This window comes from Sphingobium sp. MK2, assembly GCF_040170545.1.
In the GTDB taxonomy this organism is placed as follows: Bacteria; Pseudomonadota; Alphaproteobacteria; order Sphingomonadales; family Sphingomonadaceae; genus Sphingobium.
Genome location: NZ_JAZDXA010000002.1, coordinates 104802 through 117107, shown reverse-complemented (window position 1 = coordinate 117107; position 12306 = coordinate 104802). Strand labels below are relative to the sequence as shown.

General features: G+C 61.7%; 11 protein-coding genes. 2 read left to right on the top strand and 9 right to left on the bottom strand.

Annotated elements, in window-relative coordinates; genetic code table 11:
* Positions 1–5: 5 nt before the first annotated feature.
* On the bottom strand, positions 6–1019 hold the full coding sequence (locus tag V2I08_RS02045) for an aldo/keto reductase (RefSeq protein WP_349633679.1): 1014 nt from the start codon (positions 1017–1019) through the stop codon (positions 6–8).
* Positions 1020–1183: 164 nt separating this feature from the next.
* Between V2I08_RS02045 and V2I08_RS02040 the strand changes: the two genes are divergently transcribed.
* Positions 1184–2095, top strand: a complete 912-nt coding sequence (locus tag V2I08_RS02040) for a dienelactone hydrolase family protein (RefSeq protein ID WP_349633678.1) — start codon at positions 1184–1186, stop codon at positions 2093–2095.
* A 6-nt stretch (positions 2096–2101) separates the two neighbouring features.
* Here V2I08_RS02040 and V2I08_RS02035 read toward each other — a convergent pair whose 3' ends face one another.
* The 4 genes from V2I08_RS02035 to V2I08_RS02020 form a co-directional block, all read right to left on the bottom strand.
* Positions 2102–3667, bottom strand: a complete 1566-nt coding sequence (locus V2I08_RS02035) for a right-handed parallel beta-helix repeat-containing protein (protein WP_349633677.1) — start codon at positions 3665–3667, stop codon at positions 2102–2104.
* Between the two features lie 79 nt (positions 3668–3746).
* On the bottom strand, positions 3747–5384 hold the full coding sequence (locus tag V2I08_RS02030) for an FAD-dependent oxidoreductase (RefSeq protein WP_349633676.1): 1638 nt from the start codon (positions 5382–5384) through the stop codon (positions 3747–3749).
* 193 nt (positions 5385–5577) lie between these two features.
* Positions 5578–5838 carry a hypothetical protein gene (locus V2I08_RS02025; protein ID WP_349633675.1) on the bottom strand — a complete coding sequence of 87 codons (261 nt, stop codon included), beginning with the start codon at positions 5836–5838 and terminating at the stop codon, positions 5578–5580.
* Positions 5839–6052: 214 nt separating this feature from the next.
* Positions 6053–6724: an SDR family NAD(P)-dependent oxidoreductase gene (locus tag V2I08_RS02020; RefSeq protein ID WP_349633674.1), complete on the bottom strand. Its 672-nt coding sequence runs from the start codon at positions 6722–6724 to the stop codon at positions 6053–6055.
* Positions 6725–6958: 234 nt separating this feature from the next.
* On the opposite strand from V2I08_RS02020, the gene V2I08_RS02015 reads away from it, so the two are divergent.
* Positions 6959–7969 carry a hypothetical protein gene (locus V2I08_RS02015; RefSeq protein WP_349633673.1) on the top strand — a complete coding sequence of 337 codons (1011 nt, stop codon included), beginning with the start codon at positions 6959–6961 and terminating at the stop codon, positions 7967–7969.
* A gap of 219 nt (positions 7970–8188) precedes the next feature.
* Here the strand turns inward: V2I08_RS02015 and V2I08_RS02010 are convergent, their stop codons facing one another.
* The 4 genes from V2I08_RS02010 to V2I08_RS01995 all read right to left on the bottom strand — a co-directional run bounded on the left by V2I08_RS02010 (position 8189) and on the right by V2I08_RS01995 (position 11988).
* Positions 8189–8338: a hypothetical protein gene (locus V2I08_RS02010; RefSeq protein WP_349633672.1), complete on the bottom strand. Its 150-nt coding sequence runs from the start codon at positions 8336–8338 to the stop codon at positions 8189–8191.
* A 108-nt stretch (positions 8339–8446) separates the two neighbouring features.
* Positions 8447–9634 (bottom strand): replication initiator protein A, encoded by a 1188-nt coding sequence (locus V2I08_RS02005; RefSeq protein ID WP_405053614.1) that lies wholly within the window; start codon positions 9632–9634, stop codon positions 8447–8449.
* Between the two features lie 156 nt (positions 9635–9790).
* Positions 9791–10801, bottom strand: a complete 1011-nt coding sequence (locus V2I08_RS02000) for a ParB/RepB/Spo0J family partition protein (RefSeq protein WP_349633670.1) — start codon at positions 10799–10801, stop codon at positions 9791–9793.
* Positions 10798–11988: an AAA family ATPase gene (locus V2I08_RS01995; protein ID WP_349633669.1), complete on the bottom strand. Its 1191-nt coding sequence runs from the start codon at positions 11986–11988 to the stop codon at positions 10798–10800. Before V2I08_RS01995 ends, V2I08_RS02000 begins: the two co-directional genes overlap by 4 nt.
* Positions 11989–12306: the final 318 nt, after the last annotated feature.

The window sequence follows — 12306 nt, the reverse complement described above, 5'->3', positions numbered from 1 at the left end:
CCCCCTTATGCCAGCGGTTCACCGTCCCAGGTTTCGGTATCCACCTGCGCCTGTGCCGCGCGCGGATAGCGCGGACCGGACACCGCCTCAAAGGTGAACAGCGCATCCACCGCCGCCAGTGTGTCGGCCGACAGGTCAAGCGTCAACGTCGCCAGATCCTCGTCCAGATGGGCGATGCTGGTGGTGCCGGGGATGGCGACGACATAGGGGCGGCGTGACAAGACCCAGGCAAGGCTCAATTGCGCCATGGTGCAGCCCGACTCCGCCGCGATGCGGCCAAAGGCGGCGGCAAGTTGAAGATTATGGTCGAGATGCGGCGGGTGGAAACGCGGCATGGACGCGCGGACATCCCCTTCCGGTACACCCTCCGGCCCGACGCTGCCCGCCAGCACACCGCGCGCGACCGGCGAGAAGGCGACGAAACCGACGCCCAGTTCCCCACAGGCGTCCAGCACCGCAACTTCGGCATTGCGGGTCCAGGGCGAATATTCGGTCTGCATCGCCGCGATCGGATGCACCGCATGGGCACGGCGCAGCGTCGCGGCGGACATTTCCGACAGGCCGATCGCGCCGATCTTGCCCGCCTCCACCGCGCGCACCAGCGCGCCGACCGACTCCTCGATCGGCACATTGGGATCGAGCCGGTGGAGATAATAAAGGTCGATATGCTCGACCTGCAACCGCCGCAGCGAATCCTCCAGCGTCGCGGTAATCGCCGCTGGCGATCCGTCGAGGCCGCGCTGCCCGTCCTTGCCGCCCAGCACGCATTTGCTGGCCAGCGTGAAGTCATCGCGCCGGTGCATCAGCGTGCGGCCCAGCAATTCCTCATTCGCACCAAAGCCATAAAGCGCTGCGGTATCGAAGAAATCGACGCCGACATCGAGGGCGTGGCGCAGCAGCCGCTCTGCCTGTTGCACGTCGGGGCGCGGCAAATAGGCGTGGCTGAGGTTCATGCAGCCAAGGCCGATCGCCTTGACCGTGAAGGGAGCGATGGTGCGGGACGAGGGCAATGGACTCATGGGCGAGGCGATATCCTGTTTCCGTTGGGGTGCCCTCCCCTTAGCGACCGATCGAGCCGGGGGCCAGCCATGGGATCGTGGTGCCCCATGATGCACAGCCTATTGGCTTGGGCAGGAAAGGCGGCGATAGTCGGCCACAGGGGCTTGGACAAAAGGATGGCGAGATGACCCAGGACGCAGGAACCGGAGACAAGACAGGAGCCGCCGCCTTCCCGCGCGCGGTGCTCGACCTGTTCGACGCCTATGTGCATGGCGCGATCGACCGGCGCGGTTTCCTCAGCCAATGCGCTCTGCATGTCGGCGGCACGGTAGCCGCCACCGCCACATTGGCCGCGCTCAGCCCCGATTTCGCGCGCGGACAGGTGATCAAGCCCGACGACAAGCGGGTCAGCATCAGCCATGTCGATATCGCCTCGCCCGATGGCAATGGCACGGTACGCGCCTATGTCGCGCGGCCTGCGGGCAAGGCGGGGGCGAAGCTGCCGGTCATCATCGTCGCGCATGAAAATCGCGGGCTCAATCCGCATATCGAGGACATCGCCCGGCGGATCGCGGTCGATGGCTATATGGCGGTCGCGCCCGATGCGCTGACGACGATCGGCGGCTATCCGGGCGATGAGGACAAGGCGCGCACCGCCTTTGCGACGCTGGACCGCAACAAGATCGGCGAGGATTTCGTCGCGGCGGCCACCCATGCGCGAACGATGACGGGCAGCAATGGCAAGATCGCCGCCATCGGCTTCTGCTTTGGCGGATGGATCGCCAATTTGCTGGCGACGCGCCTGCCCGATCTACGCGCTGCCGTGCCCTTCTATGGCAGCCCCCCGACACTGGCCGATGTGCCGAGCATCACGGCCGAACTGCTGATCCATTATGGCGGCAACGACACGCGCACTAATGCCGCCTGGCCCGATTATGAGGCGGCGTTGCAACACGCCGGGGTGCGCTACACCGCCCATATTTATGCGGGCGCGGAACATGGGTTCAATAACGACACCACACCGCGTTTCGACAAGGCGGCAGCGGACCTCGCCTGGGCGCGGACGCTCGCCCTGTTTCGCCGGACGGTCGGCTAAGCCCCCCTATCGCCGCGCTTCGACAAAGGATGTCTGCATCGGCTCCAGCGGCGTGACCGGCGCGCCCAGTTCGCGGGCCAGCATCCTTTCCATCCAGCCGCGATGCCGCACCATGAAGGCGGCAAAGCCATCGGGCCTTGCCGGATCGAACACCGGCACGGCCCAGTCGGCGGGTGGCGGGACATAGGTGGGTTGCACGACGCCTTTGTCGTCCTGGGGCGGGTCGATATGGCGGCCAAGATAGCGATTGCCCTGAAAGCGGATCTGGGTGGCGGGGCCAAAGCCGGGCTGGATCAGATAATCCGGCCCGTTGCGCCCGACTTCATGGCCGTAGCGCACGGTGCCTGCCACCGCGAAGACATTGTTGCGGAAGCGGACGTCGCTGGCCCAGCCATCCCATTGGGTAGCGATCACCATCTGTATGTCCTGCTTCGGGCCGACATGGACAACATTGCCCTCGATCAGGACATCGGCGACTGTGCCCGCCAATTGGAAGGCACGGCTGCCGTCGTTGCGGCTGACATTGGACCGGGCCACCGTGCCGCGATTGCCCAGATTATCCTGGTCGCTACGCTTTGGCGAGCAGACGAGCAGGAAGCCGCCCGCATTGTCATGGCTATAATTATAGGCAATCGTCGTGCGGCGCGAATTGAAATCGGAATCGAACCCCTGCCCGTCATAGCGGGTGCGGGTGAAGGCGGCCTCGTTGAACTGGATCAGGCTGTGATCCGTGCTCCATTGCCAGATCGCTGCGGTGTAACCGGGCGCGCGGCTGCCTGCATAGCGCACGATATTATGCTCGATCAGCGCGCCGTCGGTCCCGCGCGGAACGATCCCGTCACCGCCGACATCCTCGACCAGATTGTCGCGGATCACCACGCCACCGCTGGGGAACCAGCGCTGCTTCGTCACCTGGTCGCTGATCCCGGCAATGCCCGATCGGTCGACGCGCCAGACGATATTGCGCTCGATGCGGATATCCTCGAACCGGGTCGGGCGTTTGGGGCCGAGCGCGCGAAAGACGATGCCGCCATTATCCTTGCGGTCGTTGGTGCCGCGCACGTCATGGATATACATGTCGCTGATACGGATGCCGCGCGCCACGCCGCTATCCTGCGCCGACACCAGCACGCCATAGCGCGATCCGGCGGGTGGGCCGTCATTGGTGACCTCCAGCCCGCTGACGCGGACATATTCCGCATTCAGGATGGCGACGCCATGTTCCGCCACCCCGCCCGCGTCAATGCGCGGACGCTGGCCGATGCCGGTCGCGCCGACCGTAATCGGCGCGTCCCTGCGGCCCGACCGGGTGATGACCAAAGGTTCTTTCCATACCGATCCGGCAGCGAGAAAGATATGGTCGCCCGGCCGCAGGGTCGTGGCATTGACTCGTCCAAGCGACCGCCACGGCGCGGTGGCTGACCCGTCATTGCTGTCCTGGCCCAGATTGGCGTCGATATAATAGTTGGCCGCATGCGCGCTGACGGCGCCGGTCGCAAGCAGCGATGCGACCAATAGCGCACAGGATCGTCGACCCAGGCCCCGCAATGTTCCGTCCAATAATAGCCGCATGCGTACCCTGTCTCATAACATTGGTTTCAATCCTGGCAGGCCAAGACTGGACCAATGCTTAACGAACAGCGACGCGCCTTTAACCCGTCATCCCCCCGCCGCGCTCGCCCGCATCCTTGCCCGCCAGATAGCCAAACACCATGGCCGGGCCAAGCGTTCCGCCAGCGCCGCCATAGGTCATCCCCATGGGCGAGGCCATCGCGTTGCCGGCGCAATATAGCCCCTCGATAACCGCGCCATCGACGTCGAGGACGCGCGAGCGGGTATCGGTCAACGGGCCGCCCTTGGTCCCCAGCGCGCCCGATTTCACTTCGATCGCATAATAGGGGCCATCGCCCAGCGGCCCCAGCGTCGCGCGCTTGTCTCCGCGCCAGCGCGGGTCGCCCCACCACAGGTCGTTATTCGCCTCGCCCCGTTGGAAATCGGGATCATTGGCCTGTTCGGCATGATGATTGAACCGGGCCACCGTCTTTTCGAGGCCGTCGGGGTCGATGCCGACCCGCTCCGCCAGCGCGCGCAGCGTCGGTGCGCCCGGCACCCATTGCGGCGGCGTCGCCCCCGCCTCGAAACTGTCGGTCAGCCCGCCGACGAGGAACGGATAATTGCCGTAGAAGGCCGCGTTGAAGATGAACCAGCAGGGCAGGTTGGCATAGGTGAAGGCGCTGACATCCTGTTCATGGAAAGCCGCGCCGAACGCATTGTAATTGGACGCTTCATTGGTGAACCGCCTGCCCTTGCGATTGACCATCAGCCCGCCGGGCATGGTTCGTTCATAGGTGAAAAGCTGGCGCCCCATGCTGTTGAGGTCGGTCGGCACCTCGATCACCGGCATCCACCAGGCTTCGCGCATATTGCCCAGCATCGCGCCGACCCGCATCGCCATTTTCAGACCATCGCCGCTATTGGTCGGCACCGACACCGGATGCGTCATCGGCCCACGGGTGAAGGCGCGCACCAGATCCTTGTTCCATTCAAAGCCGCCGGTCGCGATCACGACATTGGGCGCATGGGCGGTGCTGCCATCCTCGAACCGCACCCCCGCCACGGCCGCGCCGTCCATGATCAGATCGATCGCGCGCTTGCCTGTTTGGGGTTCAATGCCCCGGTCGAGGCAGGCTTTCATCAACCGCCCGACCAATGCCGCCCCCATGCCGCGCGCATCGACCGCGCGCCGCTGTGCCTTGACCTCTGGACTGGCGGGCTGGGGCACGGGCTGGCCTAGCGTGGTTTCACCGACGGTCATGGTGTAGTCCGGATAATAAGGCGAGGCCTCCAGCCGGTCGGACCAGTCGCCCAGCTCCTGATAGGGGAAGGGCGGACATTCCAGCGTCCGCCCGCCGGTGCGCTTGGCGCCGGGAAATTCGGAATGATAATCGGGAAAATCGGGAATGCTGTAGAATTGGACCGGCGTGCGGGCCTCAAGGAAACGGATCATGTCCGCGCCCGTATCCACAAAGGCTTCAGCCATCGCCGGGTCGATCATGCCATGCGACAAGGCGCTCAGATAGGTCAGCGCCTCTTCCCGGCTGTCGGTCCGGCCCTTGGCCATATGGGGATGATTGGGTATCCAGATCTGCCCGCCCGACCAGGCCGATGTACCGCCGATCTTGTCCGATTTCTCAAACACAGCGACCCGCGCGCCATATTCATGGGCCGTCACAGCCGCCGTCAGTGCCGCCGCGCCCGACCCCAGCACGATCACGTCGATGTCGCTCATCGCCCCTTCCCTCCCCTGTCTTTTGTCCTGCCATTCTCGTCTTCCAACGGCGCGGGGCAACTAGCGATAGTGGCAAGAGGAGTACGGGCCTTCGCCGAAATGCGCGACGGCGGGGATGCCCATCGGATGATGGACAACGCCCGCCGTCAGGATGGTCGGCCGCCGGATCGGGCGGCCGCCGGGCCGGAAACAGTCAGCGCTGTGCGAGCTGAACCGCCGACTTGTGGTTGATGTTGAGGCCGGCCTGCGCCCATTCTTCCTTCGACTGGCAGGTGGTGACGGGGATCAGCGATCCGGTCACGACTTCCTTGAAGCAATAGCGGTTGCTCTTCTTGTCGTAGCTGACCTTGGCCTGGCCATAGGTGCCGGTGGGCTGGGCGAAAGCGGGGGTGGCAGCAGCCGAAACGGCGACGGTGGCGGCGGCGATGGCGGCGACGAAAGCGATGGTCTTCATGATGTTTCTCTTTCCCTGAACAATGTGTGGCGATCCGTTGTGGATCATGCCGACAGCATTGCAGGGAGCGTGCCAATTCCAAAAAGAGCCGGAAAATAGGGGCTTTCACCGCACCAATACGGAACTTAGTGTCGTAATTTCACCGCATATTGGTGAAATATCCGATAGGTTTGGATATTTTTCATATCCGGTTCACATTAAGCGCCCCAGAGCCTCAGACCCGACCCGTTACCGGGATCAGCGCACCCGTAATCGCGTCTGCAGCGGGCGACAGGAGGAAAGCCGCCACCCCGGCCAGTTGCGTCGGCGTTACCCAGCTTCCAAAGTCCGCGTCGGGCATGTCGGCACGGTTGGCCGGGGTGTCGAGGATGCTCGGCAGGATCGCATTGACCCGCACCCCCTGCGCCTTCACCTCTTCCGCCAGCGCCTCGGTCAACCGGGCGACGCCGGACTTGGACGCGGCATAGGCCCCCATCCCCGCCGCTGCCTTGGTCGCTGCCGCCGCGCCGATATTGACGATCGCGCCGCGGCTAGCGGTGATCATGGGCAACAAGGCACGACTGGCGATCAGCGCCGTGCGGACATTCATGGCATAGAGCCTGTCCCAGGTCGCGACGCTGCCATCCGCCACCGTTTCCCAGGCGAACCCGCCCGCAATATTCACCAGCCCGTCGAGCTGGCCCAGTTCGGCCGAAATTTGCGCGGCCGCCCCCGCCATCGCCGCTTCATCGGTCAGGTCGACCCCACCGAGCGCCAGCGCAACGCCATCGGATGCGACCGCGCCGAGATCGATGCCCACGACGCGCCATCCCGCCGCGCTCAGTATCTCGACCGTCTTGCGCCCTAATGCGCCTGCCGCGCCGGTTACCGCTACTATGCCCGTCATTGCCCTGCCCTTTCCTGACCCGTGTCCTGAAGGCTCGCCATGCCCATATATTTCCTCTCAGCATAGCCCCCTCTATGCTCTGGCAGGCGCGCCGACCATGGGAAGCGGACAATCCTATTCGTCACTTGCTATATATGCTATATTGTTTCTTTATTCCTTATATAACATTGATAAATAATCATTTTCCTTTCTACATATATTACACGGGTTAACGCTGGTTTGGACAATAGGGCGATGCTTTACCCCGATCATAACCTGCTCCAGGCCTATGCGCAGGCCCAGGCGGCACTCGAACGGATCGAAGAGCGGCGACGGCTCAGTCCCGTGCGCCAGCCCTGGCGAACACGATGCCTGATTGCCGAACGCCAGACGATGGCGCAGATGGATGGCCGAGCGCTCGATGATCTGGATGTTCAGATCAATGCAAGGGGTCGTGTCTCTCCTTCGGCTTTTGATCTCAGTTTTGCGCGTGATAGCATCGGCGCGAGCATCAGTCTCGACGCGCTGATGCGGGATGCCCCGGCCTTGCTCACCTGGCTGGGAAAGGGCCATGGTCGATCGCTACACGACCGGACCGTTGGCGATATATATTTGGCGATCGAACGATGGCAGCAGGACGTACGCGCCCTCCCGCCCTCCCCGCCCCTTCTTCAAAGCGCCGAAGTAGCTCGCCTTTGGCGCCATCATGCACCTTTGGGGCGCGATGATCTGGTGGCAAGCCTGTTGATCGGTGACCGTTGGGGTCCCGGCCGATGGGATGGATCAGCCGGTGGACTGACGGCGATGGGACTGGAGCGCAGCCATGCGCCCTGGCGGGTGGCGCAAGACGACCAACTGCCCCTGCTCTGGCTTAAGGCGATCGCACGAGGCGCGCAGGCGCAGCTTGACCTGGAAATGCGATTGCGCGGCTACGCGAAACGCGCAATGCAACATGTCGCGCAACGTCGACGTCCGGGCAAATTACAGGCTGTTTTGCTGCTCGCCATGGGACGACCGCGTATCACCAGTCGGCAGGTCGCTGACGCGCTTGACCTGACATCGGCTGGTGCCATTAAATTATTGACGATCGCAACCGAAAGCGGATTGCTCATCGAACAGTCCGGGCAGGCGAGCTATCGCAGCTATGCCATACCTGTGTCTCTGTCGACCACCCCCCTGCCCTCTTCGCCAAGGCATTCAGAGTGGCTGGAGGACGAATTTTCATTCTCTGGTGCGGAAATAGAGGGCTCGCCAGAAGCTTCCTGAGCGCCAATTGACACCCTTTACATACGACACCATGCCGCAAGCCTCAACGCACCCTGCGGGGCGTCCAGCAGCCAATTTCCGCTATTTCTCTTTTTGTTCTGTGAACAGGATGGCGGGGAGGGGAGGGCGACGCTGGAGCTTGTATCGCTGAGTGCGGAGCGAGCTGCTGATTCTGAAAACACGATGCAGGCATCTATATGGGGTGGAAAGCGACGGCAGTCAGGCGGCGGTAGTCAATCTGCTGTGCCATGGGATCGGATGCAGGATCATGATTTGATCCAGCGACGTGTTTTCAGAATCATGCGGGATCAGATGCTCGATGAAGAAGGCCTTGGATAGAAGGAGGCCCAACCCACGCAATAGCGCCATCTTTGCGTGACCATTTATCCAAATGTGACCTCGCCCGACAGCATAAGTGAGCGGTTCAAAGGAAATTCGAAAACACGTTGGAAGGGCAGGGCGGTCTGGTCCCGCCGGTCAAAGCCGATATTTATTCCGGCGATGATGCTCTTTCACGAAGCCGTAGAAGCGCTTGGAATAGTTGCGCGGCAGTTCTGCGGGATTTTCCCCCAAGAAGGCATCAAAACGCCGCATCAGCTCGTCATAGTCCCAGCCGGGAAAATCGGCGCGGATCGCTGCATAAATTTCTGGATCGAGCATCTTGCTCGCGCTGCTGCTGCGGGCAGGGGCGGGGACGCGCGCATTACCAGCCTGCGCGCCGAGGCGGGCAGGGCGATCTGCCACCCGCATCCCGTCCGACACACGGGAGATCAAACCCAGCGCGAGGCTGGTATCGACCATCTCATCCTTTACGCTGGTCTCACCAGCCGTTGCCTTGCGGCGGCGGCTGGATTGTTCAGCCAGATGGCGGCGCATCACCATCTTCATCTTGGGGCGCGTACTATCGCCATCGACCACGGCCAGGCTGATGTCCGGCAGGTCGTTACTCCTGGCCAGCTCCATCAACTTGCGCTTGAAGACCGGATAGCTGCTTTCGCTGCCGCTTTTCTGATGGAGGGTTTCGAAGCCGATGGTGAAGCCCTCGGCACCATTGCCGCCCGCATGTTTGCGCGATGCGCGGTATAGCCATTTGCCAAGCCCGCTGGTGATTTCGAAATAGAGCGGGGAAATGGAGAGGATGTTGCGCTTGTCCATCACGCCATCGAAAAACCACTTCGACAGAGTGATCTCCATGCCAAGCGATCTCTGGGTCCGCTCGTCGACCAGATGGGTGTAGCTGTCGATCCAGGAAAAGGTCGTCTCGCGGCTTTTGGCGCTGGCGCGAATATTGGTCTTGATGGTCGTCGCCTGAAGCCGGTCGAGCGCGCTCACCAGTCGCTCATAGGCGCGCCCGCTGGTGCCCCAGCAGATGCGTTTCAGCAAATCGCCAGGTTGAATGCGAATGACCGGCGACAGTTCATTCTGCCCGCGCTCGCGTAATTCATTCAGATGCGAGGCGAGGTAGATCATGATGTCCGCGTCCCAGATCGTCGCCATCCCATAGGTTGGATTGGCTGAAACATGGACGGTCACTGACTTGTCGGGGCTTATATATTCGATTGGCTTGACCCGCTTCCGCTTCGATAAGCTGAAGAAGGGGCGCTGCATCGTTTCCTGATAATCACGCAGCGAAATGTCGCTGAAGTCGGGCAGGGTGAAGAACATTTCGAACTGGACCTTGCGCTCTTTCAGCGCCGCCTTAAGTTCGCCCTCCTGTTCCACCACATTGATCCCGATTGCCGTCCCCCCAGGGGGAAAATCCACATAAGAATATGAAATATAACGATAATATTGCTATTTTCAGCTTTTCGTCCCTGTACCTTAACGCCGCCGCGCCGCACAGATTTTTGCCTGTTCAATGATCGGACGAAGCGCCGCCAATATGTCATCGACCGACAAGTCGCAGGGAGAGAGCGACAGGGTCAGGATCTTCTGTTGATCCTTTTCCACCCGGCCAATCTCATTGCCCGACGGGCTTGCGATCATGGCCTTTTGCGTGCGCCCTTTCGCGACCACGGCCTTGAGCAGCCGCGCCATCACTTCCGGCCCGCCGATCGGCTGCTCATCCCCCGACCGACGAAAACTCTGCTCAGACGCAATCTGCTCGGCGGCGGCTTCCAGTTTTGTTCGCGCTGATGGATCGCGCAGCAGGGGCAGCAGCTTTTCGGCATATTTCGCCTGGAGGTCCATCGGCGAATGAAAGGCGCTGACGAGGGAAGGGGGTATTTCGGTCAGCGCGATATAGCGGGACAATTGCGACTTCGAAATCTTGAGCCGCTCCGCCATGCGCAATTGCACGCCACCATAGAAATTATCGACCGCCGCCTTGTAATTCATCCCGCGTTCGAGATCGGAAATATCCTCCCGCTCGCGATTTTCGATGTCGGCAAGACGGAAAGCGGCCTCATCGTCCAGATCCTCGATAATCGCGATCAGTTCGATGTCGGGATAATGATTGGCGTTGAGCCAGGCGATCGCCCAGTGGCGCCGCGTGCCGGTCACCAATTCATAGGGCAGTTCGGCATTGGGCGTGCGGCGAACGACCGCTGGTACGCGGTTGCTGCCTTCGGCCAGGATCGAATCAATGAGGCTGCGCAACCGATGCTCGTCGAGCAGCGAATAGTCGCGCGCATTGCCCGGCCAGACCGAACATTCGGCGGGCTTCAACCGAATGGTCGGCCGCTTGACGATCCGCGCCGCCTCACCAAAGGCTTCGAGCCGCTTGTTGGTAAAATTGGTGCGGGGTGCCGCCGGTGCCTGCTCCGTCGGAACGGGCGCGGGATCGTTCAACGCGGATGCCAAGGCCTCGCTGATGAGGGAGCGGCGGCTCATGCCGCGACACCCACGCTTGCATCCGCGGTGAGGCTGGTCGATGGCCATTGCTGACGGATCTGTTGCTCCACTTCGGCAAAGACCGCGTCCAGATTGTCGCGACAGCGCGTATAGGTCTGGTGCGACGCCGAGGGCTTGGATTCATAGATGGACCGGAATGCCTGGGTCGCATTCTTGATTTCCTCGGACGCCAATATGGGTTGCCCCAACAGCAGTCCGGCATAGGTCGCCTGCATGATCCGCCACATATCATTTTCGCCCGGCTTGCTCGGCGAGAAGGCGGAGCAGACGACGCGGATGAAGCCGTAATTGACCGGCGTGCCATTTTGTTCGAGAATTTCGATATTGTCCGCGATCGTATCCATGAAATGGATGGTCGAGAGATAATCGAGCTGGCGGGCTGGCACCGGGATCAGCAGGCCGGTGGCCGCGGCCATCACATTAAGGCCAAGGAAGCCCATGGCTGGCGGGGGATCGAGCAGGATCACGTCGAAATCCTTGGCGACGCTCGATATGCCGATGCGCAACGCCTGCAAGCTTTCGCGCACTGCCTGTCCGCCTTCGCGCAGTGTCGATGTCAGATCCCATTCGGCATCCTGCAGGCCAAGACTGGACGGCACGATCTTGATCGTCGGCCAGGGCGTGTCGCGAATGGTCTGCGAAAAATCGCTGAACGTGCTGCGCGGCGAGAGGAACGCGCCCAAAGTCTGTTCATCATCGATCAGCGTTTCGGGCTGAATGTCGAACATGGTCGTGGTCGACGCCTGCGGATCGCAATCGATCACCAGCACATGATAGCCATGCAGCGCCAGATAATCGGCCAGATGCTTGGTGATCGTGCTTTTGCCGACCCCGCCTTTGAAATTTTGGACCGCCAATACGACCGCATCCTCGTCGGGCTGTTTGCCGACATGGATACCCAGCGCCTCGCGGATGTGGGTCAGGTCTTCGAGCGTGTAATAGCGGCGGCCATTGGCTTGCTGCTTTGGTTGGGGCAGGCGGCCTTTGGCCTCCGCCTTGGCGAGCGCTTCGGGTGTCCGGCCAATAAGTTCGGCGGCGACCGTTGGGCCAAAGCTGATATCCAGCGTCTTGTGATTGTCCGGCCGGAACACGATCGTCTTGATGTGATCGCGCATCTGCTGGCATGCGGTGGTAACGTTGCGCAATGTGTTGACCGTAAACGACATGATGCCCCTCAGCGCCGAATCACGACTGTTGAAAATGGTTGGCGTTTAATGCGCCTATTTCTGCACCAAAGTCAAACCGTGGCGAAGTCTGTGCCGCGATTGCCACTTGCTGCGCTACGGCAGGTTCAAACTAGAACCTTTGGATTGACGCGCTGCGGAAGCCTCTGGTGCCTGCTGATAGCCCATCAACCTCAATTCCCGCGCAGCTAGGGAAGCTGGTCACCAACCTTGCGCCATTTTTACGTCTGGGGTGCCAGCCGAAAGCTTTAGGGGATTATTTGGAGATTAGCAGAGTTAAGGCCATCGTCATGCGGTTGT